The sequence below is a fragment of the Burkholderia sp. Bp9031 genome, assembly GCF_003857965.1.
Taxonomy (GTDB): domain Bacteria; phylum Pseudomonadota; class Gammaproteobacteria; order Burkholderiales; family Burkholderiaceae; genus Burkholderia; species Burkholderia ambifaria_A.
The window spans coordinates 18,847-43,238 of sequence record NZ_QTPW01000016.1; the positions used below are offsets into that span (position 1 = coordinate 18,847).

The following is a 24,392-nucleotide window of genomic DNA, read 5'->3' on the forward strand; positions in this document are numbered from 1 at the left end:
GCCCGGCATCGCCGCGCGGGGTCGCGCCCGCGTGCTCCGCCGCACGGCGGCTCCTGTCCGCGGCCAAGCGCCGCGCCGCGCGTAATCGCGGATGGCTCAATACGCCTGGGTCGTGGCAAACTGCCGGTATGACTCCCTCCTCGCCATGAAAGCCAGCCTTCAACTCCGCCTGTCGCAGCACCTGGCGCTGACACCGCAACTGCAGCAGTCGATCCGGCTCCTGCAGCTGTCGACGCTCGAACTGCAGCAGGAAGTCGCGATGGCCGTCGCGCAGAATCCGCTGCTCGAGAACGATGACGAATGGATCGCGAGCCCGCTGCGTGTCGCGGCGGACGGATCGCTGATCGCGCAGACGCCTCCCGGCCAAAACACCGAACCGGGCGCCGTCAACGGCGGCAGCCAGTCGAGCGATCGCGCCGAGCGCGACGAGCCGGCCGGCGCCGACGAATACGACGGCTACGCGTCGGGTGACGCCGGCGACGGCCCGCAGTGGAATCTCGACGAGTTCGGCCGCTCGAGCGGTGCCTCGGATGACGACGACCTCCCGCCGCTGCAGGTACAGGAAGCCGCGACGTCGCTGCGCGACCACCTGTCCGCGCAATTGCGCGTCACGCAGGCCAGCCCGCGCGATCGCGCGCTCGTGATGTTCCTGATCGAATCGCTCGACGACGACGGCTACCTGACCGCCTCGCTCGACGAAGTGCTCGCCGACCTGCCGCCGGAACTGGAAATCGACTGCGACGAACTGAATGCGGCGCTCGCGCTGCTGCACAGTTTCGACCCGGCCGGGGTCGGGGCCCGTTCGGCCTCCGAATGCCTGAAGCTGCAGTTGCTGCGCCTCGATCCGTCCCCCACCCGCACGCTCGCGCTCGAGATCGTGTCGCAGCACCTCGAGCTGCTCGCCGCGCGCGACTTCACGCGGCTGCGCAAGCAGATGAAGGCGACGGACGACGCACTGCGCGACGCGCACGCGCTGATCCGCTCGCTGGAGCCGTTCCCCGGCGCCGCCTACGGCAAGGCCGAGGCCGACTACGTCGTGCCCGACATCATCGTGAAGAAGGCCGGCCAGGGCTGGCTCGCGGAACTCAATCCGGAAGTGATGCCGCGCCTGCGGATCAACAATCTGTACGCGAACATTCTGCGCAACAGCCGCGGCGATCCGTCGGCCGGATCGCTGAAACAACAGCTCCAGGAAGCGCGCTGGCTGATCAAGAACATCCAGCAGCGATTCGACACGATCCTGCGTGTCGCGCAGGCTATTGTCGAACGTCAGAAGAATTTCTTTGCGCACGGTGAAATTGCCATGCGCCCCTTGGTTTTGCGGGAAATAGCTGATACGCTGGGCCTACACGAGTCGACTGTCAGCCGTGTGACAACAGGCAAGTACATGCTGACCCCGTTCGGGACGCTTGAATTTAAGTACTTCTTCGGATCACACGTTTCGACCGACACCGGAGGCGCCGCATCGTCGACCGCCATCCGAGCCCTGATCAAGCAACTGATAGGAGCTGAAGACCCAAAATCGCCACTTTCGGACAGCCGCATTGCCGAGCTGCTGGCAGAACAGGGATTCGTGGTTGCGCGCCGCACGGTTGCCAAGTATCGCGAAGCCCTCAAAATCCCGGCAGTGAATCTGCGCAAGTCTCTTTAAGCCTGCTGCCTGCCCGGCGGCAGGCGTGTTCCGGCCACCGCGCATACGGGGAACAGGCCGGGCGACCTGTCCGCGAATTTGCCGCCATGTGCGGCAGGGGCAAGTCGACCGGAGCGCCGCCTCGATGCGGCCGCGTGGTCACTCGCTTGGAGAAGCACTATGAACCTGAAGATCAGTGGACATCATCTCGAAGTCACGCCTGCAATTCGCGAATACGTGATCACCAAGCTGGACCGGGTGCTACGGCATAGCGATCAGGTGATCGATGGCACTGTGATCCTCTCGGTCGACAATCACAAGGAAAAGGACAAGCAGCAGCGCGCGGAAATCAACCTGCACCTGAAGGGCAAGGACATCTTCGTCGAAAGCGCAAACGGTAACCTGTACGCTGCGATCGATCTGCTGATCGACAAGCTGGATCGCCAGGTCGTCAAGCACATGGAGCGTCTGCAGACCCATGCGCATGACCCGATCAAGCTGCAGCCGTCGATCGACCAGATCGAACTGCCGCCGCAATAACGTTCACCGCAACATACACGCCGCCCGGTTCGCCGGGCGTTTTTTTTGTGTCCGAGCGGCAGTGGTGCGACCGGTCCGTCCATGCTGCGCCACGCACGCGGCTGTGCTCTATAATGTTCCGGTTATCGCCGGGGGGCGTTGGGTGCGGTAGCTGCCTTGCAGGTTGCCGATGCCGAACGCCTTGATATCGCCGAACATGGAAAATCAGTCTGCCGCCGCAAGGAGACCCCAGGCCGCCCAATCGCCTGCCAACATGAATCGCCTAGCCAAAATCCTGCCCATCGAGAACGTCGTCATCGACCTCTCCGTTACCAGCAAGAAACGCGTCTTCGAACAAGCCGGGCTGATCTTCGAGAATCAGAACGGCATCGCCCGCAGCACCGTCACGGACAACCTGTTCGCGCGCGAGCGCCTCGGCTCGACCGGGCTCGGCGAAGGCGTCGCGATTCCGCACGGGCGCATCAAGGGGCTCAAGCACCCGCTCGCCGCGTTCGTGCGGCTCGCCGACGCGATCCCGTTCGAAGCCCCCGACGGCCAGCCGGTCGGTCTCCTGATTTTCCTGCTCGTCCCCGAGCAAGCCACCCAGCAGCACCTCGAGATCCTGTCGGAAATCGCGCAACTGCTGTCCGATCGCGACGCGCGCGAGCGTCTGCACAACGAAACAGATCTCGCCGAGTTGCATCGCCTGCTCACTCAGTGGCAACCTTGAGTTGATCCGGACGGAATATTTTCCCGAACGAGGCGGCACGCGCCGCCGTCCAGGGCCGCCCGGCGCCGGTCCGGCATGGCGACGCCCGTCGCCAAGCGCATGCACCGGCTCATTGGAGTGACGAGAGTCATGGATACGTCCAGCATCAACGCCCAGAGCATCTTCGACGACAACGCGGCCACGCTGAAACTGAGCTGGCTGACGGGGCATGAAGGCTGGGAGCGCGGTTTTTCGGCCGACACCGTCGGCAACGCGACGTCGAGCGCCGACCTCGTCGGCCACCTGAACCTGATCCACCCGAACCGGATCCAGGTGCTCGGCGAAGCCGAAATCGACTACTACCAGCGGCAGACCGACGAAGACCGTTCGCGCCACATGGCCGAGCTGATCGCGCTCGAACCGCCGTTCCTCGTCGTCGCCGGCGGCGCCGCCGCGCCACCCGAACTCGTGCTGCGCTGCACGCGCTCGTCCACGCCGCTGTTCACGACGCCGATGTCGGCCGCCGCGGTGATCGACAGCCTGCGGCTCTACATGTCACGCATCCTCGCGCCGCGCGCGACGCTGCACGGCGTGTTCCTCGACATCCTCGGGATGGGCGTGCTGCTCACCGGCGACTCCGGGCTCGGCAAGAGCGAGCTCGGCCTCGAACTCATCAGCCGCGGCCACGGCCTCGTCGCCGACGACGCCGTCGACTTCGTCCGACTTGGCCCCGATTTCGTCGAAGGCCGCTGCCCGCCGCTGCTGCAGAACCTGCTCGAAGTGCGCGGCCTCGGCCTGCTCGACATCAAGACGATCTTCGGTGAAACCGCCGTGCGCCGGAAAATGAAGCTGAAGCTGATCGTCCAGCTCGTGCGCCGCCCGGACGGCGAATTCCAGCGGCTGCCGCTGGAAAGCCAGACGGTCGACGTGCTCGGCCTGCCGATCAGCAAGGTCACGATCCAGGTGGCGGCCGGCCGCAACCTCGCGGTGCTGGTCGAGGCGGCCGTGCGGAACACGATCCTGCAGTTGCGCGGCATCGATACGTTGCGCGATTTCATGGATCGGCAACGACTCGCGATGCAAGATCCCGACAGTCAGTTCCCCGGCAAGCTCGTGTAACTTCTCCGCGCCGGCCTCGCAGCGCCGACGCGTCGAGCCGGTGCTATGATGAAACGTCAGGATTCTCTGCTTCCCATGCGCATCGTCCTCATCACCGGCATCTCCGGCTCAGGCAAGTCTGTCGCGCTGAACGCGCTAGAAGACGCAGGCTATTACTGCGTCGACAACCTGCCGCCGCACGTGCTCCCCGAACTCGCCCGCTACCTTGCTGATGGCGGTCAGCACCGGCTCGCGGTCGCGATCGATGCGCGTTCGAGCGCGTCGCTGGACGAATTGCCCGGCCTGATCCGCGCGCTGTCGCTCGAGCACGATGTCCGCGTGCTGTTCCTCAATGCGAGCACGCAGGCGCTGATCCAGCGCTTCTCCGAAACACGCCGGCGCCACCCGCTGTCCGGCTCGCCGTCGCACGACGCGAACGTCGGGCTGCTGTCGTCGCTCGAGGAAGCGATCGAGCGCGAGCGCGACCTGGTCGCGCCGCTCGCCGAATTCGGTCACCAGATCGATACCAGTACGCTGCGCGCGAACGTGCTGCGCACGTGGGTCAAGCGATTCATCGAGCAGAAGAGCAACGACCTGATGGTGATGTTCGAGTCATTCGGCTTCAAGCGCGGCGTGCCGCTCGATGCCGACCTGATGTTCGACGTGCGCGCACTGCCGAATCCGTACTACGACCATGAGCTGCGCCCGCTCACTGGGCTGGACCAGCCGGTCATCGCCTTTCTCGACGCACTGCCGATCGTCCACCAGATGATCGACGACATCCATGCGTTCCTGATGAAATGGCTGCCGCACTTTCGCGAAGACAACCGCAGCTACCTGACCGTCGCCATCGGCTGCACGGGCGGTCAGCATCGCTCGGTGTTCATCGCGGAAACGCTCGCCGCGCGCCTCGCGCACGATGCGAACGTGATCGTGCGGCATCGTGACGCGCCCGTGGATGTCGACGCGTCGTCGCGGCTCGTCACCGAGGTCGCCCGACCTTAGCGACACCGCCCTCTCGCCGGCGCACCATGTCCACCCTATCGACCACCCTGATCGACCTGCCGCTGTTTCCGTTGCACACGGTGCTGTTCCCCGGTGGCTGGCTGCCGCTCAAGGTGTTCGAGGCACGCTATCTCGACATGTGCCGCGCCTGCCTGCGCGACGACGCGCCATTCGGCGTATGCCTGTTGAAGAGCGGCCCCGAAGTCGCGCAGGACGGGGCCGTGTCCGTGCCCGAGACCATCGGCTGCATGGCGCGCATCACCGAGTGCGACACCGGCGAATTCGGGATGCTGTACCTGCAGGCAATCGGCACGCAGCGTTTTGAGCTGCTGTCGCATCGCGTCGAAGGCAACGGGCTGCTGGTCGGCATCGCGGAGCCGCTGCCCGACGACATCCCGCTCGAAGGCGAGCAGGCGCTCGCGCAATTCGGCTCGTGCGCCGAGGTGCTCGAGCGAATCATCGAAGCGCTGAAGAAATCCGAACCCGGCAAGCTGCCGTTCGGCGAACCGTTCCGCCTCGACGACCCGAGCTGGGTGTCGAACCGCCTCGCGGAACTGCTGCCGCTCGACCTGCGCGCGCGACAGAAGCTGATGGAGTTTCCGGATGTCGGTGCGCGGATCGATGCCGTGCACCATGTGCTCGACCGGCACGGATGGCTGTAGGCGCCGACCGACCTGTCGCGTCGCACCGGCATCGCCGCGCGCATCATCCTGACGGACGAAACACTCGCGGCGGCCCGGCGCTTCCGTAAGCGCGGCCCGCGCGGTGCCTTCCCCCTTTCGTTACAGCAGCGGTCCGCTCAGCGCATCGAGCAGCTTGCGCACTGGCGCCGGCACGCCGTACGCATCGAGCCCGGCGAGCGGCACCCACGCCGTCTCGGCATCCTGCGCGTGCGCAGCCGGCAGCCCGCCGTTCGTCATGTCGCTCAGCCGCGGTTCGATCTCGAGCCGGAAATGCGTGAACGTGTGCGTAAACGGCGCGAGCGGCACCGGGCCGCCGCCGCCGAAGCCGCGTGCGAGTTCCGCGAGTGCGGCGTCGCCGTCCGCCTGCGGCAGGCACCACAGGCCGCCCCAGATGCCGGCCGGCGGACGCCGCTCGAGCAGCACGGCGTCGCCGTCGCGCAGCACGAGCATCCAGGTCTTGCGCGTCGGCACGGCCTTCTTCGGCCGCGCGGCCGGCAGTTCGCGCTGCCGGCCCGTCGACTGCGCAACGCAGTCGACCGCGAACGGACAGCGCGCGCAATCCGGCTTGCCGCGCACGCACAGCGTCGCGCCGAGATCCATCAGCCCCTGCGTATAGGCGCTCACGTCGGCCGCGTTCGCGGCATCCGGCAGCAGCGATTCGGCCAGCGCCCACATGTCGTTCTCGACCCGCTTCTCGCCTGGAAAACCTTCGACGCCAAACACCCGCGCCAGCACGCGCTTCACGTTGCCGTCGAGGATCGTCGCACGCGCACCGTACGCGAACGACGCGATCGCCGCGGCCGTCGAGCGGCCAATGCCCGGCAGTTCGGCGAGCGCGTCGGGCGTCGACGGGAATGCACCGCCATGCTCGGCGACGACGACCTGCGCACAGCGGTGCAGGTTGCGTGCGCGCGAGTAGTAGCCGAGGCCGGCCCACAGCGCCATCACGTCGTCTGCCGGCGCGGCCGCGAGCGCGGCGACGTCGGGAAAGCGCTCGAGAAAGCGCATGTAATACGGGACGACCGTCGAGACCTGCGTCTGCTGCAGCATGATTTCCGACAGCCAGATCCGGTACGGATCGCGGGTGTTCTGCCACGGCAGGTCGTGGCGGCCGTGCACGCGCTGCCATGCGATCAGGCGCGTGGCGAACGTACGGTGCAGCGGCGTGACGGGGAACGGAGCGGGAGCGATGCGGGGCGGCTTCAAGTGTTCGAATCTTTGGAAAAGGGTTTTAACGCGGGGCTCAACGCTGGCAGGTCGGGCAGAAATAGGTCGAGCGCTGACCCTGCACGATCTGGCGGATCGGCGTGCCGCATACGCGGCAAGGCAGCCCCGCACGGTCGTAGACGAAGCAGTCGAGCTGGAAATAGCCGCTTTCGCCGTTGCTGCCGACAAAATCGCGCAGCGTGCTGCCGCCGCGCTCGATCGCGTCGGCGAGCGTCGCGCGCACCGCGTCGGCCAGTCGCTCGTAGCGTGGCAGCGATACCTTGCCGGCGGCGGTCGTCGGCCGGATGCCGGCGCGAAACAGGCTCTCCGACGCATAGATGTTGCCGACGCCGACGACCATGTCGCCCGCGAGCAGCGCCTGCTTGACCGACACCGTTCGGCCGCGCGTGCGCGCGTGCAGCAGCGCGCCGGTGAACGCCGGCGAGAACGGCTCGACGCCGAGGCTCGCGAGCAACGGATGCGCATGCACGTCGCCCGCTTCGCGCGGGTGCCACAACACGGCGCCGAAGCGGCGCGGATCGCGGAACCGCAGCACGAATTCGTCGAAGATCCAGTCGATGTGGTCGTGTTTCGCGGCGACCGGCACGCCGGCCGCGGGCAGCACGCGCAGCGTGCCCGTCATCCCGAGATGAACGATGAACCAGCCCGCGTCGACCTCGAACAGCAGGTACTTGCCGCGACGCTCGACGGCGAGCACTTCGCGCGCGCGCAATTGCTCCGCGAGCCCGGCCGGCACGGGCCAGCGCAGCATCGCGGTACGGACGTCGACACGCTCGACGCGGCGGCCCGCGACAAAGGGCTCGATGCCCCGGCGCGTGACTTCGACTTCTGGCAACTCTGGCATGTTTTGCGGGTCTGAGACGGGATTCACGATCGTGCGTGTATTGTAGCGAGCGCGTTACAATCGGTTGAAACATCGAACGGATTTCCATGACCCTGCCCTCGAAGCTGCTTCTGAAGCGCCCCGCCGCCGAGCGCGGCGCGCGCGCCTTCCCGGTCCGCCGTGCGCTCGGCGCCGCGCTGTTCGCCGCCTGGACCCTCACCGCCTTCCCGGCTCACGCGCAGGCTCCGGCATCGGATGACGCGGAGCCGCAGGGCGCGTTCGAGCACGTGATGCCGGACGAGAAAAAGGATCTCCCGGGCGTCCCGCTGACGAGTCAGATCGTCTACCAGGTGCTGGCCGCCGAAGTCGCGCTCCAGCGCAACCAGCCGGCGCCGGCCTACCAGACCTACCTCGCCCTCGCCCGCGACACGCGCGATCCGCGTATGGCGCAGCGTGCGACCGAGATCGCACTCGGCGCACAAAGCCCGGCCGACGCGCTGTCCGCGGCCAATCTGTGGCGCCAGTACGCGCCCGATTCGAACCGCGCGTCACAAGTCGACGCCGCACTGCTCGTGCTCGCCGGCAAGCCGGCCGACGCGCAGCCGATGCTCGCGCGCGAGCTGGCCCGCGCGACCGGCGAAACGCGCGGCCCCGCGATCCTCGCGCTGCAGGCGCTGCTCGTGCGCGGCTCCGACCGCGTCGGCGGCCTCGCGGTGCTGAAGGACATGCTGAAGAACGACATGAACCGCCCGGAGGCGCAGCTCGCGATCGCGCGGCAGCAACTCGCGGTTGACGACAAGGAAGGCGCCGCGCAGTCGCTGAAGCACGCGCTGCAGATCCGCCCCGACTACCTGCCGGCAGCGCTGATGCTGTCGCAGATGGGGCCCGCTGAGCGGGCGGCCGGCATCGCGTCGTTCGAGAAATATGTTCAGCAGAATCCGAAGTCGCGCGATGCGCGGCTCGCGCTGTCGCAGCTCTATCTCGCCGACGACCGCCTCGACGACGCGCAGAAGCAGTTCGAGACGATGCGCAAGCTCGACTCGAAGGACCCGACGCCGCTGATGGCGCTCGCGCTGATCAAGATCCAGCAGAAGAAGCTCGACGACGCGAGCGCGTACCTGAAACAGTACGTGCAGCTCGGCGACAAACAGCCGAACCTCGACGTCGGCCAGGGCTACATCTATCTCGCGCAGATCGCGATCGAGCAGGGCAACGACGCGCAGGCGTCGCAATGGCTCGACAAGGTCGACCAGACGAGCCAGCACTACCTGCCCGCGCAGATCACGCGCGCGCAGCTGCTGCAGAAACAGGGCAAGACCGACGAGGCGCGCAAGGTGCTCGACGACCTGCCGATCAGCGATCCGCGCGATGCGGCCGTGGTCGCACGCACCGATGCGTCGATCCTGTTCACTGCGAAGCGCTATCCGGAAGCCGAGGCGCGACTCGCGCAGGCGGTCCAGGACTTCCCGGACGATCCCGACCTGCGCTACGACTATGCGATGGCGGCCGAGAAAACCGGCCACTACGCGGCGATGGAGAAGGAGCTGCGCGAGTTGATCCGCACGCAGCCCGACAACCCGCAGGCGTACAACGCGCTCGGCTATTCGCTGGCCGATCGAAACCAGCGCCTGCCCGAAGCCAGCAAGCTAATCGACAAGGCAACGTCGCTCGCACCGAACGACGCATACATCATGGACAGCCTCGGCTGGGTGAAGTATCGGATGGGCGACACGACCGGCGCGGCAAAGGTGCTGCGGCGCGCATACGAGCTGCAGCCGAACGCCGAGATCGGCGCGCACCTCGGCGAAGTGCTGTGGAAGAGCGGCGCGCAGGACGACGCGCGTACCGCGTGGCGTGCCGCGCAGAAGCTCGAGCCCGACAACGACACGCTCGTGCAGACGCTGAAGCGCCTCCAGATCAACGGCCTCTGATGCGGATGTTCCCGATGCTTTCCTTGTCTTCCCGCGCGCTGCGCACGCTGGCCGCAGCCGGCGCGGCGCTCGCGCTCGCCGGCTGCGCGAGCACGCCACCGTCGGCGAATGCGCCGGCCGGCGCCGTGCTGCAAACGACCGCGACGCATGCGTACCACGGCCGCTTCGCGGTGCAATACAACGACCGCCTCGGCCGACAGCAGAACGTGTACGGCAACTTTGACTGGCAGGAGCACGGCGACGACGTGTCGCTGGAACTGCGCAGCCCGCTCGGCCAGACGCTCGCGGTCGTGAAATCGACGCCGCAGGCCGCGTCGCTCGAACTGCCGAACCGCCAGCCGCAGTACGCGACCGATGTCGGCGAACTGATGCAGAACACGCTCGGCTTCTCGCTGCCGCTGGCTGGCCTGCGTTACTGGCTGCTGCCGACACCGGCGCCCGCGACGCCCGCCCAGACGATGCGCGACCCGGCCGACACGACGCACGTCAAGCAGATCCGCCAGGACGGCTGGACGATCGACTATCTTGCCTACGCGGACGCACCGGCCACCGGCGTCAAACGCGTCAACCTCGTGCGCGCAACACCGCCGCTCGACATCAAGCTCGTGCTCGACCAGTAAGCACGTGAACCTAGCCCCGACATACGCATGACCGATTCGACCCGCTCGCTGCGCAACTGCCTTGCGCCCGCGAAACTCAACCTGTTCCTGCACATCACCGGCCGTCGCCCGAACGGCTATCACGATCTGCAGAGCGTGTTCCAGTTGCTGAACTGGGGCGACACGCTGCACTTCACGCTGCGCGACGACGGTCGCGTCGCACGCGTCACCGACGTGCCGGGCGTGCCCGAGCAAAGCGATCTCGTCGTGCGCGCGGCCAACCTGCTGAAGGCGCACACGGGCACCGCGGCCGGCGTCGACATCGAGATCGACAAGTGTCTGCCGATGGGCGCGGGCCTTGGTGGCGGCAGCTCCGACGCGGCGACGACGCTGCTTGCGCTGAATCGACTGTGGCAGCTCGACCTGCCGCGCGCGGAACTGCAGTCGCTCGCGGTAAAACTCGGCGCCGACGTCCCATTTTTCGTTTTTGGAAAAAATGCGTTCGCAGAGGGTATCGGAGAAGAATTAGCTGAGGTAGAATTGCCGACTCGCTGGTTCTTGGTTGTGACGCCGCGAGTTCATGTCCCCACCGCTGAAATTTTTTCAGATGAGTTGTTGACAAGAGATACGAAGCCAGTCACAATTACGGACTTTCTTGTACAGCAAAACAGCGATGCGGGATGGCCAGACAGCTTCGGTCGGAACGACATGCAGAAAGTTGTGACAAGTAAGTACGCGGAAGTTGCGCAGGTGGTCAAATGGTTGTATAATGTGACCCCCGCGAGGATGACCGGCTCCGGAGCAAGCGTGTTTGCAGCGTTTCATAGCAGGCACGAGGCAGAAGCGGCAAAAGCCAAGCTGCCCACCAGTTGGAACGGTGCAGTTGCCGAGAGCTTGAACGAGCATCCGCTCTTCGCTTTCGCGTCATGAAGTTTCACTTTGCCGGATGGCCTACAAGTCCGGTGAAGTTATCAGTTGAGTGTAGGGGAGTCGCCAAGTTGGTCAAGGCACCGGATTTTGATTCCGGCATGCGAGGGTTCGAGTCCTTCCTCCCCTGCCAAAAATTTTCCCGCATTTCCCGCCTAAGCCTGAAGCAGGTGCACGATGAGCAGCCACAGCCATGATGGCTTGATGGTCTTTACTGGCAACGCGAATCCCGCGCTCGCCCAGGAAGTCGTCAATATCCTTGGAATCCCCCTCGGCAAAGCAATGGTCAGCCGTTTCTCCGACGGCGAGATCCAGGTCGAGATCCAGGAAAACGTGCGCGGCAAGGACGTCTTCGTCCTGCAATCCACGTGCGCGCCGGCGAACGACAACCTGATGGAACTGATGATCATGGTCGACGCGCTCAAGCGTGCGTCCGCCGGCCGGATCACTGCCGCCATCCCCTACTTCGGCTATGCCCGCCAAGACCGACGCCCGCGTTCGGCGCGCGTCGCGATCTCGGCGAAGATCGTCGCGAACATGCTGGAAATCGCCGGCGTCGAGCGGATCATCACGATGGATCTGCACGCCGACCAGATTCAGGGCTTCTTCGACATCCCGGTCGACAACATCTACGCAACGCCGATCCTGCTGGGCGACCTGCGCAAGCAGAACTACTCGGATCTGCTGGTCGTGTCGCCGGACGTCGGCGGTGTGGTGCGTGCCCGGGCACTCGCGAAGCAGCTCAACTGCGATCTCGCGATCATCGACAAGCGTCGTCCGAAGGCGAACGTCGCCGAAGTGATGAACATCATCGGTGAAGTCGAAGGCCGCACCTGCGTGATCATGGACGACATGGTCGATACGGCCGGCACGCTCTGCAAGGCCGCGCAAGTGCTGAAGGATCGCGGTGCGAAGCAGGTGTTCGCGTACGCGACGCACCCGGTTCTGTCGGGTGGCGCCGCCGAGCGTATCGCCGCATCGGCACTCGACGAGCTGGTCGTCACCGATACGATCCCGCTGTCGGCCGAATCGCTGGCCTGCTCGAAGATCCGCTCGCTGACGAGCGCGAGCCTGCTGGCCGAAACGTTCTCGCGGATTCGCCGCGGCGACTCGGTGATGTCGCTGTTCGCGGAATCCTGATCGCGGAACGACACGACAAAGCATGCGCAGAAAGCGAAGCGGCAACGCTTCGCTTTTTGCACAATCGGGCGGGATAGACGAAACCCCGCCCGTTTTCATCGGGGGCCGCCATTTCACCGGCCCCGTTTTACTGCCTGGTCGCGGGCAGCTAATGGAGAATCACATGAAAGTCGTCGCTTTCGAGCGCCAACAGCAAGGTACGGGTGCGAGCCGCCGCCTGCGCAACGCCGGTAAGACCACGGGTATCGTCTACGGTGGCGAAGCAGCCCCGCAAAAGATCGAACTCGATCACAACGCGCTGTGGCACGCACTGAAGAAGGAAGCCTTCCACTCGTCGATCCTCGACCTCGAAGTGGCTGGCCAGTCGCAACAGGTTCTGCTGCGCGACGTGCAATACCACCCGTTCAAGCAACTCGTGCTGCACGTGGACTTCCAGCGCGTCGACGCGAAGAAGAAGCTGCACACGAAGGTGCCGCTGCACTTCCTGAACGCTGAAATCAGCCCGGCAGTGAAGCTGTCGAGCGCAATCGTCTCGCACGTCGCGACGGAAATCGAAGTCGAGTGCCTGCCGTCGGCTCTGCCGGAATTCCTCGAAGTCGACCTGTCGAAGATCGAAGCAGGTCAGTCGCTGCACGCGAAGGACATCGCACTGCCGAACGGCGTGACGCTGGTCGCGCACGTCGACGCGGAAAACCCGGTTGTCGCATCGGCGACGGTCCCGGCTGGTGCCGTGTCGGACGCAGCAGGCGAAGGCGAAACGCCGGCTGCCTAAGGGCTGCCTAAGGGCTGCCCACGCGCCCGTTCGACCCGTTTCACGAAACGGTCGACACAACCCGCCGCGGCTTGCCCGGCGGGTTTTTCTTTTTCTGCGCCCAGGCGGGCGCTGCCGCCTACGAAACGTCATGATCAAACTGATCGTTGGCCTCGGCAATCCCGGGGCGGAATACACTGCGACGCGCCACAACGCCGGCTTCTGGCTGATCGACCAGCTCGCCCGCGACGCCGGCACGACGCTGCGCGACGAGCGCCGCTTCCACGGCTTCTACGCGAAAGCGCGTCTGCACGGCGAGGAAGTCCATCTGCTCGAGCCGCAAACCTACATGAACCGCTCTGGCCAGTCGGTCGTCGCGCTCGCGAGTTTCTTCAAGATCCTGCCCGACCAGATCCTCGTCGCGCACGACGAGCTCGATCTGCCGCCCGGCACCGTCAAGCTGAAGCTCGGCGGCGGCAGCGGCGGCCACAACGGCCTGAAGGACATCTCCGCACACCTGTCGTCGCAACAGTACTGGCGCCTGCGCATCGGCATCGGCCATCCGCGCGACCTGATCCCGGAAGGCGCGCGCGCCGGGGCGAAACCCGACGTCGCGAACTTCGTGCTGAAGCCGCCGCGCCGCGAAGAGCAGGACGTGATCGACGCATCGATCGAGCGCGCGCTCGCCGTGATGCCGATGGTCGTCAAGGGCGAACTCGATCGCGCAACGATGCAGCTGCATCGCAACTGACCCGCACCGGCATGGTGCGACGTGCCGTCCGGCAGCGCCGGGCGGCATCTCCGTCTCGCGCAATTGCGCACCGCAGCGCTCACATGCGGTAATCTGGTCGTTTTTGCCTGTCAGGAGCCAAGCGGTGAGCCGTTACTGGAGCGACGTCGTTCAGCAACTCGTGCCTTACGTGCCGGGCGAACAGCCCGCGCTCGCACACCCCGTCAAGCTGAACACCAACGAGAATCCCTATCCGCCTTCGCCGCGCGTCGTCGCGGCGATCGCACGCGAACTGGGCGACACCGGCGACACGCTGCGCCGCTACCCCGACCCGCTCGCGCGCGCACTGCGCGAGACGGTCGCGGCTCATCACCGCATCAAGCCCGAGCAGGTCTTCGTCGGCAACGGCTCCGACGAGGTCCTCGCGCACGCATTCCAGGCATTGCTCAAGCATGACCGGCCGCTGCGCTTTCCGGACATCTCGTACAGCTTCTACCCCACCTACGCACGCCTGTACGGCGTCGAGACCACGATCGTGCCGCTTGCGGACGACTTCTCGATCCGCGTCGAAGACTATCTCGACGATGCCGGCGGCGTGCTGTTCCCGAATCCGAATGCGCCGACCGGGCGCGCGCTGCCGCTCGCGGACGTCGAACGGATCGCGGCCGCGAACCCGTCGTCGGTCGTGCTGATCGACGAAGCGTATGTCGATTTCGGCGCGCAATCCGCGATCACGCTGATCGATCGCCATCCGAACCTGCTCGTCGTGCACACGACGTCGAAGGCTCGCTCGCTCGCGGGCATGCGCGTCGGCTTCGCGTTCGGCGATGCGGCGCTGATCGACGCGCTGAATCGCGTGAAGGACAGCTTCAATTCCTATCCGCTCGACCGGCTCGCGCAGGTCGCCGCGCAGGCGGCATACGAAGACACCGACTATTTCGACGCGACCTGCCGGCGCGTGATCGACAGCCGTGCGCGGCTCACGCACGCGCTCGAGGCGCTCGACTTCGACGTCGTGCCGTCGGCCGCGAATTTCGTGTTCGCGCGCCATCCCGCGCACGATGCGGGCACGATCGCGGCAAAGCTGAAGGATCGGGAAATTTTCGTGCGGCACTTCCGCGCGCCGCGCATCGACCAGCACCTACGCATCACCGTCGGCACCGATGCCGAATGTGATGCGCTCGTCGCGGCGTTGCGCGACCTGATCGGCTGAACCGCAAGCGGGAAGCGAAACCGGCGCCGAACGGCGCCGGCCGAGGAAATCGTGACGCGTGGTGACGCACGCGCGTCACCGCAAGGTCACTGCGCGTCGTCGCCCTTCGCGGCGGTCAACGCGTGATACTTCTCCATCAACTGCACGTGCGATTCTTCATGCTGCGGATCGCGCGGAATGCACTCGACCGGACATACCTGCTGGCACTGCGGCTCGTCGAAATGGCCGACGCACTCGGTGCACTTGTGCGGGTCGATCACGTAGATATCCGGGCCCATCGAAATCGCGCCGTTCGGGCACTCGGGCTCGCACACGTCGCAATTGATGCACTCGTCGGTAATCATCAAAGACATACTGATCTCACTTCTTCAGGCCGGCGGCCGGCTTCGCAACGAAACCGGCCGGCGCCGCGTCACGCGGCCGGGCCTCCCATCGCAGCGACTTTCTCGGTCAGCCACTTCTCGACGGACGGGAACACGAACTTGCTGACATCGCCGCCCAACTGTGCGATTTCGCGCACGATCGTCCCCGAGATGAACTGGTACTGATCGGACGGCGTCATGAACATCGTCTCGACGTCGGGCAGCAGATAGCGGTTCATCCCCGCCATCTGGAACTCATATTCGAAATCGGACACGGCACGCAGGCCGCGCACGATCACGCGTGCATTGTTGGTGCGGACAAAGTCCTTCAACAGGCCCTTGAACCCCATCACCTTCACGTTCGGATAATGGCCGAGCACCTCGTTCGCAATCTTCAGACGTTCTTCCAGCGAGAAGAACGGCTTCTTCGCGCGGCTGTCGGCCACACCGACCACCAGCGTATCAAAAATGCTCGACGCACGCCGCACGAGGTCTTCGTGCCCGCGCGTCAGCGGATCGAACGTACCGGGATACACGGCGACTACCATGTCGCTCCTCCTGTCATTACGCAAACGGGGTAGCAGCCGTGCAACGCGCACGCCACTGCCGAGATGGGCATGCGTCGCCTTTGCAGCGCGCCGCCTCGTATGGAACGCGCATTATTCATCATTTTCGCGCCGCAGCAAATGATAGTGAACCGCACCGGCCTTGCCGTGCTTCACCACCTGCCAGCCGGCGAGCGCTTCGTGCGCGTCGGGGTCGAGCTCCGCCCCCGTCTCGACGTACAGCGCGCCATCGGGCGCGACGAGCGGCGCGGCCAGCGCGATCGCGCGATCGAGCACGGCCGGCTCGCCGAACGGCGGATCGAGGAACACGACGTCGAACGCGCCCGGGGTCAGCCCGGCCGCCAGCCGCAGCGCATCGGCTTCCGCGACCTCGACCGAGCGCGCGCCGAGCTTGTCCTTGATCGCACGCAGTTGTTGCGCCGCGCGCGGGTGGCGCTCGACCATCACGACACTCGCCGCGCCGCGCGACGCGGCCTCGAACCCGAGCGCGCCGGTGCCCGCGAACAGGTCGAGGCAGCGCCGGCCTTCGAGATCCTGGCCGAGCCAGTTGAACAGCGTCTCGCGCACGCGATCGGGCGTCGGCCGCAGGCCGTCGAGATCGAGCACGGCGAGCGGCGTGCGTTTCCAGTCACCGCCGATGATGCGGATCGTGTGCGGCTTGCCGCGGGCGGAGGGGGCCGCGGGGCGGCCGGAAGCGGAACGGGACATACGGAATATCGACAACGGAGGGACCGGGTGCGCACGAGGGCGCACCGCCAAACAGGCGCACGTTACCACAGCGGCGGCACCGGCTGACGCGAGTGCCTCGCCGCACTGATAAAATGCACGGTTTCGGCCGCCGTGCGCACGCCCGACGGCCCCTGCGGCGCTCCGCCCTCTTCCCGACGTCAGACCATGTTCAGCTTCTTCAAACGATTCAAGAAAACGCAGGAGCCCGACTCCGCGGAATCGCAATCGGCCGACGTGCCGCAACCGGACGAGCCGTCCGACGCGCCCGCCCCAGATGCCCGCCAGGCGGTCGAAGCACCGCGAGCACCCACCCCATCCGCCGCGCCGGCCGTCGTGGTGACGGTCACGCCGACCAACGACGGCAGCAACGAAGTCGTCGAAGCGGTCGAGATCGTGCCGCCGCCGACGCAGGATGCCTCCGCGAAGAAGTCGTGGCTCGCGCGCCTGAAGTCGGGGCTCGCGAAGACGGGTTCGAGCATCACCGGCGTATTCGTCAACACGAAGATCGACGAGGATCTGTACGAGGAACTCGAAACCGCGCTGCTGATGTCGGACGCCGGCGTCGACGCGACCGAATACCTGCTCGGCGCGCTGCGCGAGAAGGTGCGCGCGGGCCGGCTGACCGATCCGCAGCAGGTGAAGGGCGCGCTGCACGATCTGCTCGTCGAGCTGCTGCAGCCGCTCGAAAAATCGCTGATGCTCGGCCGCGCGCAGCCGCTCGTGATGATGATCACGGGCGTGAACGGCGCAGGCAAGACCACCAGCATCGGCAAGCTCGCGAAGCATTTGCAGAGCTTCGACCAGTCGGTGCTCCTGGCCGCGGGCGACACGTTCCGCGCGGCCGCGCGCGAACAGCTTGCGGTCTGGGGCGAGCGCAACAACGTGACGGTCGTCCAGCAGGAAAGCGGCGACCCGGCCGCGGTGATCTTCGATGCGGTCAGTGCCGCGCGCGCGCGCAAGATCGACGTGATGATGGCCGACACGGCCGGCCGCCTGCCGACGCAACTGCACCTGATGGAAGAGCTGAAGAAGGTGAAGCGCGTGATCTCGAAGGCGCACGACGGCGCACCGCACGAGGTGCTGCTCGTGATCGACGCGAACACGGGCCAGAACGCGCTCACGCAAGTGAAGGCCTTCGACGATGCGCTCGGCCTCACAGGCCTGATCGTCACGAAGCTCGATGGCACTGCCAAGGGCGGGATTCTCGCCGCAATCGCGCGGCAGCGTCCGGTGCCCGTCTACTTCATCGGCGTCGGCGAGAAGGTCGAGGACCTGCAGCCGTTCAGCGCCGTGGAATTCGCGGACGCGCTGCTCGGCTGAACACCGCCGGGCCGCATCGCACAGGGCGCCTTCGGGCGCCCTTTTTCATGCGCGGCCGCAAGCCGCAAGCCACCAGCCGGCGGCCGCGGCGGCGCTCGGCATCACTCGACATCACTCGGCGTCGGGCTGCACGCCGGGCTCCGCGGCCTTGAACGCATCGAGCGTCGACGCATGATCGGCGATCCGCTGGATCGTCGGGAAGCGCGTCGTGTCGACCGAGAAGCGGTTCGCGTTGAACACCTGCGGCACGATGCAGATGTCGGCGAGCGTCGGCGTGTCGCCGAAGCACAGCTTGCCGGTGCGCGGATCGTTCGCGAGGCGCGTCTCGAGCGACGCGAAACCCGCCTCGATCCAGTGCCGGTACCACTCGTTCTTCGCATCCTCGGGCACCTTCAGCGTGTGCTTCAGGTACTTCAGCACGCGCAGGTTGTTCAGCGGATGGATCTCGCACGCGACCTGCAGCGCAATCGCCCGCACATACGCGCGGTCGACCGGCTGCTTCGGCAGCAACGCGGGTTCGGGATGCGTTTCCTCGAGATATTCGATGATCGCGAGCGATTGCTGCAACGTGGCATCGCCGTCGATCAGCGTCGGCACGACCGCATCGGGGTTCACCGCGCGGTACGCGTCCTTCAGTTGCTCGCCGCCGTCGCGCAGCATATGCACGGGGACCGTGTCGTACGGCAGCTGCTTCAGGTTCAGGGCGATCCGCACGCGGTACGACGCGGAACTGCGGAAATAGCTGTAGAGCTTCATGGGATGTCTCTCTTGATCGTATTCGGCCGGCGGCGGCGTCCGCAGCGCACATGCGGCACCGCCGGGAACCCGAGTTTAGCGCGCCGCGCCGCGTCGGCGCGCGCGACCGTGCTTGGGCGAGCCGCGCCCGTGCGATACTCGGGGCATTCCTTACCGCTCACCGCGCGGCCCGATGCCGGCCGACGCCCCACGCCCCGATGACCGCTCCTCACGACTCCGCCGCCTCGCCGTTCCCTTGCGCCCGCTTCATCAAGGAAATCGGCCGCGGCCCGCACGGCGCACGCGCGCTGTCCGCCGAAGACACGTTCGAGCTCTATCGCGCGATGCTCGATGCGCGCGTGTCGGACGTCGAACTCGGCGCGATCCTGATCGCCTATCGCCTGAAGGGTGAAAGCGCCGACGAACTGGCGGCGATGCTCGCCGCCGCGCAGGCATCGTTCGAACCCGTGCACGTGCAGGATGCCGCGTTCCGCCCGGTGTCGATCCCGAGCTACAACGGCGCGCGCAAGCAGCCGAATCTCGTGCCGCTGCTCGCGCTGCTGCTCGCGCGCGAAGGGGTGCCAGTGCTCGTGCACGGCGTCGAGCGCGATCCGGGCCGCGTGACGAGCGCGGAGATCTTCACGGCGCTGTCGATCGCGCCGTCGACCTCACACGATGCGATCGAGGACACGCTCGCCGAGCGCCGCGTCGCGTTTGCGCCGATCGATGCGCTGGCGCCGCGCATCGCGCACCTGCTGTCGCTGCGCGGCGTGCTCGGCGTGCGCAACTCCACGCACACGCTCGTGAAGATCCTGCAGCCGTTCGCGCCGGCCGGGCTGCGGCTCGTCAACTACACGCATCCGCCGTACCGCGACAGCCTCGCACAACTGTTCCGCGATCATCCGAATGCCGCGCTCGGCGGCGCGCTGCTCGCGCGCGGCACCGAAGGCGAAGCGGTGGCCGACACGCGGCGCCAGGTGCAGGTCGACTGGCTGCACGACGGCGTGTGCGACACGCTGATCGATGCCGAGCGCTCGTCGAGCGACGCGCCGCCCGTCGCGCTGCCCGAATCGCGCGACGCGGCGACGACGGCCGCGTGGACGGACGCCGTGCTGCGCGGCGAAATGCCGGTGCCCGACACGCTTGCACGGCAAGTCGCGACGATCGTGCAGATCGCCCGGATTGCACCGTGACCGATATCCCGGGTCGGCCCCCTTTCGGGCCGACTTCGGGCCGACCTTTGAACCGACCATTTGACACGCACACGCATCCTGGCATAGAGTTGTCGCCATGCGTTCCTTTCCGAACACCCTCCGAATTACCTCCGGCCGCCTAGCGCGGTCGCTATCGCTACGACTAGCCTAAGGCTGTCTTAGCGCCGTGTGCTGTCCGCACGGTCCCTCCCTGCAGTTCCTCGCAGCACCCTTCTCGCAGTTTTTACAACCCGAAGTCGTCAGCATTCGTCCGTCTATCCGTCGGTCGATTCGCGAAGATCATCCGCATCCGCGGCGCGTTTCCAGCGCCACGGTGCGAGGCAGCGCCAACCGTCGCCCATGCCGCCCGTCTTCGCTCGCGACTTGAGACCCGAGGTCCCGAAGATGAAGCGCAACCCGCAAGACAAGTACCGTCCGTTCGAACCCGTCCGCCTCAATGGCCGCCGCTGGCCGACCCGCACCATCGAGCGTGCGCCGGTCTGGATGAGTACCGACCTGCGCGACGGCAACCAGTCGCTGATCGAGCCGATGAGCATCGAACAGAAACTGGAATTCTTCGACATGCTGGTCGCGATCGGTTTCAAGGAGATCGAAGTCGGTTTTCCGTCGGCGTCGCAAACCGACTTCGATTTCGTCCGCAAGCTGATCGACGAGAAGCGCATTCCCGACGACGTGACGATCGAAGTGCTCGTGCAGTCGCGCGAAGACCTGATCGCGCGCACCTTCGACGCGCTCGAAGGCGTGCCGCGCGCGATCGTGCACCTGTACAACGCGATCTGCCCGTCGTTCCGGCGCATCGTGTTCGGGATGTCGAAGGACGACGTGAAGGCGCTCGCGGTCGAGGGCACGCGCATGATCAAGGAACACGCGGCGGCCCGCCCGGACACGCACTGGACCTACCAGTACTCGCCGGAAACCTTCAGCATGACCGAGCTGACGTTCGCGCGCGAAGTGTGCGACGCGGTCGCGCAAGCCTGGCGGCCGACCCGCGATCACAAGATGATCGTCAACCTCCCGGCGACCGTCGAAGCCGCGGGCCCGAACGTGTTCGCCGACCAGATCGAGTGGATGGACCGCAATCTCGCGTATCGCGACAGCATCGTGCTGTCCGTGCATCCGCACAACGATCGCGGCACCGCTGTGGCAGCCGCCGAACTCGCGCTGCTCGCAGGCGCCGACCGCATCGAAGGCTGCCTGTTCGGCAACGGCGAGCGCACCGGCAACGTCGATCTCGTCACGCTGGCGCTGAACCTCTACACGCAGGGCATCGACCCGGGCCTCGACTTCTCCGACATCGACGCGGTGCGCCGCGTGGTCGAGCGCTGCAACCAGATTCCGGTGCATCCGCGCCATCCGTACGCGGGCGACCTCGTATTCACCGCGTTCTCCGGCTCGCACCAGGATGCGATCCGCAAGGGCTTCGCGCAACAGCGTCCCGACGCGGTGTGGGAAGTGCCGTACCTGCCGATCGACCCGGCCGACCTCGGCCGCAGCTATGACGCGGTGATCCGCGTGAACAGCCAGTCCGGCAAGGGCGGCGCGACGTTCCTGCTCGAACGCGGGATGGGTTTCACGCCGACGCGCCGCGTGCAGATCGAATTCAGCCACGCGGTGCAGACGCTCGCCGACGCATCCGGCGAGGAAGTGACCGGCGACGCGATCTGCGCGCTGTTCGCCCGCGAATTCTTCGAGACCGACGGCCCGGCCGCGCGCCACGGCGACAGCGCGCACTGGCGGAACCGCGATATCGCGGGTGTGCCGCCAGCCGGCGCAACGCCCGAAGACGTCGTGCAACGCGTGGCCACGGCCTTCGCGACGGCGGCCGGCACGACGATCGACGTCGCCTCGTGCGAACACGCGCGCACGGCGGACGGCCGGATCGCAGTATCGGTCGGCTGCCGGGTCGGCGATGCGCCGCCGCGGCACGGTGTCGGCGTGCATGCCGATGCGGCGAGCGCCGCGCTCGATGCGGTCGTGAGCGCGGTCAACCGCTCGGCCTGGCATTGCGCCGACCGCCGTGCGGCGGCCTGACCGGCAGGTTTCGCTTCAGGGTTTGAACGTCAGCGAGCGGTGCGTGACCGCCCGTGCGCCGCGCGATCCGCGCCGCACGGGCCAATGAAAAGCGGCCCAGAAGGCCGCTTCGGTCGGGACATGAAAACGAGCGCCACGCGCGCTCATGTCTCGGTCGCGCACCGCGTCGCCTGCCACGCCAGCAGGCGCCAATGGCCCTGCTCGTGGGTATGGACGGCGGTATAGGCGATCGGAAACACCAGCCCGCCGTTGTTGGTCTCCATCTCGATCAGCGCGCGCCCGGTGACGACGCAGGTTGCGTCGCCGACGGGCAGCAGGTCCTGCGACTGGATTTCGATCTGACGATAGCGGCGGCGGCCGGCAACGATCGCGTCAATGAACTGCTGCTTGGTTTCGCGTTTGCCGTTGGTGTGCACGAAGAACACCTTGTCCGACAATTGCGCATCGAGCGCCTCGCCGTCCCCGTCGACCATCGCCCGGAACCGATCGCGCTCGAGTGCGCGAATCGCATCGACCACCTTCGCCATCGCCTGACTCCTCGGCAACGCGCCCGCCGTGCGCGGGCGTGCGGATCAGAAGTTGTATTGCACGTAGAACTGGTGGAAATTTATACCAGGATTCGGCTCTTTGATACCCGCGTTAGACACATGTTCAAAACGGTAGCCGACCTGATACTGTTGCCGTTGGCCGAACTGCACGCCGACACCCGCAGTCGGCGCGAACTGGAATGCGGTCGACAGCGAGAAATTGTCCGAGATCGTCGGGTGCGTCAGAAGCCGGACGCCGCCGCCGGCCTCAATGAACGGGCGAACCTGCCCCGCGCTCTTGATGAAGCGGAACATTGGCGTCACCCCGAATTCGCCGATGCTGCTATGGACGTTGCCGCCCGTGTGCCAGTAGCCGACGTGCCCCTCCACCACGAACGCGAAGTGCCAGCCGCCGATTTCCCACCAGTTCCAGCCCGGATCCCACACCACGCCGAGATCACCCTTGTCGATCCCGTGGCGGTCGGAAAACCCGCCGCCCGCCTGGATCCCCCACCGGTCCGCGAACGCGGCCCCCGATCCGCCCAGCAGCGACGCCGCGAGCAACGCATGCAGCGCAAGCCGGCTACGGGTCCGGCGATTCTTCTTATTGTTCATCTGACACTCCAACTTTGTGGGTTGAATGGAGCCCAGCCGCAACGGCTGGGCCCGAGCGAACTGAATGGTATGGTAAAGGACTTTTCGGATCGGCATCACGAAGCGAAATTGTTTGCTTCCAAAACTACAAAAATCGAAATCGTCTACTGATTACCATCAGAAACAACGGCTTACGGAACTTCCTCCGACCAACCCGGTCGCAAATTAGACTATCGACTCGAGTAGTTCGATAGAAAACCGGGAACTTGGATGCCCACGTGCCCTCTAAGGAATTAGCACTCGGATTGTGGGAGTGCTAAGATGACCCCCGGAATCTCATCCGAGACCAAGGGTTTGTCCCTGATTCCAAAGGAGTTTTTTAGTGAGCCACGCCCTGACCCTTCCGAACACCCTGAGCCCGACGCCGGCCAAGGCCGAATCGGCAGGCTCGCTGGCGCTCGCAACTCAATCGATGTTGCCGGGCCAGCTTGGCAACATCGATGCGTACATCCAGGCCGTCAACCGGATCCCGCTGTTGAGCGCCGAAGAGGAACGCCAGTACGCGACCGAATTCCGCGAAGACAACAACCTCGACTCGGCACGCCGCCTCGTGCTGTCGCACCTGCGGCTCGTCGTGTCGATCGCGCGCAACTATCTCGGCTACGGCCTGCCGCACGGCGACCTGATCCAGGAAGGCAACATCGGCCTGATGAAGGCGGTGAAGCGTTTCGACCCGGCGCAGAACGTGCGCCTGGTGTCGTACGCGATCCACTGGATCAAGGCCGAGATCCACGAGTACATCCTGCGCAACTGGCGGATGGTGAAGGTCGCGACGACGAAGGCGCAGCGCAAGCTGTTCTTCAACCTGCGCAGCCACAAGAAGAGCATGCAGGCGATGACGCCCGAGGAAATCGACGGCCTCGCGCAGGAGCTCAACGTCAAGCGCGAAGACGTGACCGAAATGGAAACGCGCCTGTCGGGCGGCGACATCGCGCTCGAAGGGCAAGTGGAAGACGGCGAGGAGTCGTACGCACCGATCGCCTACCTGGCCGACTCGCACAACGAGCCGACCGCCGTGCTCGCCGCGCGTCAGCGCGACATGCTGCAGACGGACGGCATCGCGCAGGCGCTCGAGGCGCTCGACGCGCGCAGCCGCCGGATCATCGAGGCGCGCTGGCTGAACGTCGACGACGACGGCTCGGGCGGCTCGACGCTGCACGATCTCGCGGCCGAATTCGGCGTGTCGGCGGAACGCATCCGCCAGATCGAAGCGAGCGCCATGAAGAAGATGCGCACTGCGCTGGCCGAATACGCATAAATCCCGGCAAT

General features: G+C 66.1%; 25 protein-coding genes and 1 tRNA gene. 18 read left to right on the plus strand and 8 right to left on the minus strand.

The features are described from left to right. Positions 1 to 145 precede the first annotated feature (145 nt). The 6 genes from DIE15_RS20830 (at position 146) to DIE15_RS20855 (ending at position 5,623) form a co-directional block, all read left to right on the plus strand. Complete coding sequence (locus DIE15_RS20830) at positions 146 to 1,651, plus strand: RNA polymerase factor sigma-54 (protein ID WP_124834244.1); 1,506 nt, start codon at positions 146 to 148, stop codon at positions 1,649 to 1,651. A 159-nt stretch (positions 1,652 to 1,810) separates the two neighbouring features. Beyond that, on the plus strand, positions 1,811 to 2,170 hold the full coding sequence (hpf, locus tag DIE15_RS20835) for a ribosome hibernation-promoting factor, HPF/YfiA family (RefSeq protein ID WP_006477786.1): 360 nt from the start codon (positions 1,811 to 1,813) through the stop codon (positions 2,168 to 2,170). Positions 2,171 to 2,339: 169 nt separating this feature from the next. Beyond that, positions 2,340 to 2,879, plus strand: a complete 540-nt coding sequence (locus DIE15_RS20840) for a PTS sugar transporter subunit IIA (protein ID WP_082664695.1) — start codon at positions 2,340 to 2,342, stop codon at positions 2,877 to 2,879. Positions 2,880 to 3,008: 129 nt separating this feature from the next. After that, a complete protein-coding gene (hprK, locus tag DIE15_RS20845; protein WP_006483133.1) occupies positions 3,009 to 3,977 on the plus strand; it encodes an HPr(Ser) kinase/phosphatase in 969 nt (322 codons plus the stop codon). 75 nt (positions 3,978 to 4,052) lie between these two features. Beyond that, complete coding sequence (rapZ, locus tag DIE15_RS20850) at positions 4,053 to 4,961, plus strand: RNase adapter RapZ (RefSeq protein WP_057926527.1); 909 nt, start codon at positions 4,053 to 4,055, stop codon at positions 4,959 to 4,961. A 26-nt stretch (positions 4,962 to 4,987) separates the two neighbouring features. After that, positions 4,988 to 5,623, plus strand: a complete 636-nt coding sequence (locus DIE15_RS20855; protein WP_057926526.1) for an LON peptidase substrate-binding domain-containing protein — start codon at positions 4,988 to 4,990, stop codon at positions 5,621 to 5,623. A gap of 120 nt (positions 5,624 to 5,743) precedes the next feature. Here DIE15_RS20855 and mutY read toward each other — a convergent pair whose 3' ends face one another. Both mutY and mutM read right to left on the minus strand, forming a co-directional pair. Further along, on the minus strand, positions 5,744 to 6,850 hold the full coding sequence (mutY, locus tag DIE15_RS20860; RefSeq protein ID WP_124834245.1) for an A/G-specific adenine glycosylase: 1,107 nt from the start codon (positions 6,848 to 6,850) through the stop codon (positions 5,744 to 5,746). Positions 6,851 to 6,887: 37 nt separating this feature from the next. Beyond that, complete coding sequence (gene mutM / locus DIE15_RS20865; protein ID WP_041491280.1) at positions 6,888 to 7,715, minus strand: bifunctional DNA-formamidopyrimidine glycosylase/DNA-(apurinic or apyrimidinic site) lyase; 828 nt, start codon at positions 7,713 to 7,715, stop codon at positions 6,888 to 6,890. An 86-nt stretch (positions 7,716 to 7,801) separates the two neighbouring features. On the opposite strand from mutM, the gene DIE15_RS20870 reads away from it, so the two are divergent. From DIE15_RS20870 to hisC, 8 genes are all read left to right on the plus strand, one after another. Further along, positions 7,802 to 9,625, plus strand: coding sequence for a tetratricopeptide repeat protein (locus DIE15_RS20870; RefSeq protein WP_057926524.1), 1,824 nt, complete (start codon positions 7,802 to 7,804; stop codon positions 9,623 to 9,625). Then, on the plus strand, positions 9,625 to 10,245 hold the full coding sequence (gene lolB / locus DIE15_RS20875; protein WP_124834246.1) for a lipoprotein insertase outer membrane protein LolB: 621 nt from the start codon (positions 9,625 to 9,627) through the stop codon (positions 10,243 to 10,245). Before DIE15_RS20870 ends, lolB begins: the two co-directional genes overlap by 1 nt. Before the next feature lie 27 nt (positions 10,246 to 10,272). Then, positions 10,273 to 11,154: a 4-(cytidine 5'-diphospho)-2-C-methyl-D-erythritol kinase gene (ispE, locus tag DIE15_RS20880; RefSeq protein WP_124834247.1), complete on the plus strand. Its 882-nt coding sequence runs from the start codon at positions 10,273 to 10,275 to the stop codon at positions 11,152 to 11,154. A gap of 53 nt (positions 11,155 to 11,207) precedes the next feature. Beyond that, positions 11,208 to 11,284 (plus strand) — tRNA-Gln (locus tag DIE15_RS20885). Positions 11,285 to 11,328: 44 nt separating this feature from the next. Then, complete coding sequence (locus tag DIE15_RS20890) at positions 11,329 to 12,291, plus strand: ribose-phosphate pyrophosphokinase (RefSeq protein ID WP_011886066.1); 963 nt, start codon at positions 11,329 to 11,331, stop codon at positions 12,289 to 12,291. Between the two features lie 163 nt (positions 12,292 to 12,454). Continuing rightward, positions 12,455 to 13,063: a 50S ribosomal protein L25/general stress protein Ctc gene (locus DIE15_RS20895; protein WP_124834248.1), complete on the plus strand. Its 609-nt coding sequence runs from the start codon at positions 12,455 to 12,457 to the stop codon at positions 13,061 to 13,063. Between the two features lie 130 nt (positions 13,064 to 13,193). Next, positions 13,194 to 13,793, plus strand: coding sequence for an aminoacyl-tRNA hydrolase (pth, locus tag DIE15_RS20905; RefSeq protein ID WP_057926521.1), 600 nt, complete (start codon positions 13,194 to 13,196; stop codon positions 13,791 to 13,793). Between the two features lie 124 nt (positions 13,794 to 13,917). After that, on the plus strand, positions 13,918 to 14,985 hold the full coding sequence (hisC, locus tag DIE15_RS20910) for a histidinol-phosphate transaminase (protein ID WP_124834249.1): 1,068 nt from the start codon (positions 13,918 to 13,920) through the stop codon (positions 14,983 to 14,985). A gap of 86 nt (positions 14,986 to 15,071) precedes the next feature. On the opposite strand, the gene DIE15_RS20915 is transcribed toward hisC, so the two are convergent. The 3 genes from DIE15_RS20915 to rsmD form a co-directional block, all read right to left on the minus strand. Then, positions 15,072 to 15,338 carry a YfhL family 4Fe-4S dicluster ferredoxin gene (locus DIE15_RS20915; RefSeq protein WP_124834250.1) on the minus strand — a complete coding sequence of 89 codons (267 nt, stop codon included), beginning with the start codon at positions 15,336 to 15,338 and terminating at the stop codon, positions 15,072 to 15,074. 59 nt (positions 15,339 to 15,397) lie between these two features. Beyond that, a complete protein-coding gene (gene coaD, locus DIE15_RS20920) occupies positions 15,398 to 15,895 on the minus strand; it encodes a pantetheine-phosphate adenylyltransferase (RefSeq protein WP_006398238.1) in 498 nt (165 codons plus the stop codon). Between the two features lie 111 nt (positions 15,896 to 16,006). Further along, the gene (gene rsmD, locus DIE15_RS20925; RefSeq protein WP_124834251.1) at positions 16,007 to 16,621 is read right to left on the minus strand and encodes a 16S rRNA (guanine(966)-N(2))-methyltransferase RsmD; all 615 of its coding nucleotides are present in this window, start codon (positions 16,619 to 16,621) and stop codon (positions 16,007 to 16,009) included. A gap of 186 nt (positions 16,622 to 16,807) precedes the next feature. Here rsmD and ftsY point away from each other — a divergent pair, with 186 nt between their 5' ends. Next, positions 16,808 to 17,962 (plus strand): signal recognition particle-docking protein FtsY, encoded by a 1,155-nt coding sequence (gene ftsY / locus DIE15_RS20930; RefSeq protein WP_057926517.1) that lies wholly within the window; start codon positions 16,808 to 16,810, stop codon positions 17,960 to 17,962. Positions 17,963 to 18,073: 111 nt separating this feature from the next. Here ftsY and maiA read toward each other — a convergent pair whose 3' ends face one another. Further along, complete coding sequence (gene maiA, locus DIE15_RS20935; RefSeq protein ID WP_057926516.1) at positions 18,074 to 18,718, minus strand: maleylacetoacetate isomerase; 645 nt, start codon at positions 18,716 to 18,718, stop codon at positions 18,074 to 18,076. A gap of 197 nt (positions 18,719 to 18,915) precedes the next feature. On the opposite strand from maiA, the gene ybiB reads away from it, so the two are divergent. Together ybiB and leuA are read left to right on the plus strand one after the other, a co-directional pair. Beyond that, positions 18,916 to 19,890, plus strand: coding sequence for a DNA-binding protein YbiB (gene ybiB, locus DIE15_RS20940; protein WP_124834252.1), 975 nt, complete (start codon positions 18,916 to 18,918; stop codon positions 19,888 to 19,890). A gap of 405 nt (positions 19,891 to 20,295) precedes the next feature. Then, positions 20,296 to 21,942 carry a 2-isopropylmalate synthase gene (gene leuA, locus DIE15_RS20945; protein ID WP_124834253.1) on the plus strand — a complete coding sequence of 549 codons (1,647 nt, stop codon included), beginning with the start codon at positions 20,296 to 20,298 and terminating at the stop codon, positions 21,940 to 21,942. Positions 21,943 to 22,085: 143 nt separating this feature from the next. Here leuA and DIE15_RS20950 read toward each other — a convergent pair whose 3' ends face one another. Then, on the minus strand, positions 22,086 to 22,469 hold the full coding sequence (locus tag DIE15_RS20950; protein ID WP_057926513.1) for a nuclear transport factor 2 family protein: 384 nt from the start codon (positions 22,467 to 22,469) through the stop codon (positions 22,086 to 22,088). Positions 22,470 to 22,514: 45 nt separating this feature from the next. Next, a complete protein-coding gene (locus DIE15_RS20955; RefSeq protein ID WP_057926512.1) occupies positions 22,515 to 23,084 on the minus strand; it encodes an acyloxyacyl hydrolase in 570 nt (189 codons plus the stop codon). Positions 23,085 to 23,445: 361 nt separating this feature from the next. Between DIE15_RS20955 and rpoH the strand changes: the two genes are divergently transcribed. Continuing rightward, positions 23,446 to 24,381: an RNA polymerase sigma factor RpoH gene (gene rpoH, locus DIE15_RS20960; RefSeq protein ID WP_044847484.1), complete on the plus strand. Its 936-nt coding sequence runs from the start codon at positions 23,446 to 23,448 to the stop codon at positions 24,379 to 24,381. Positions 24,382 to 24,392: the final 11 nt, after the last annotated feature.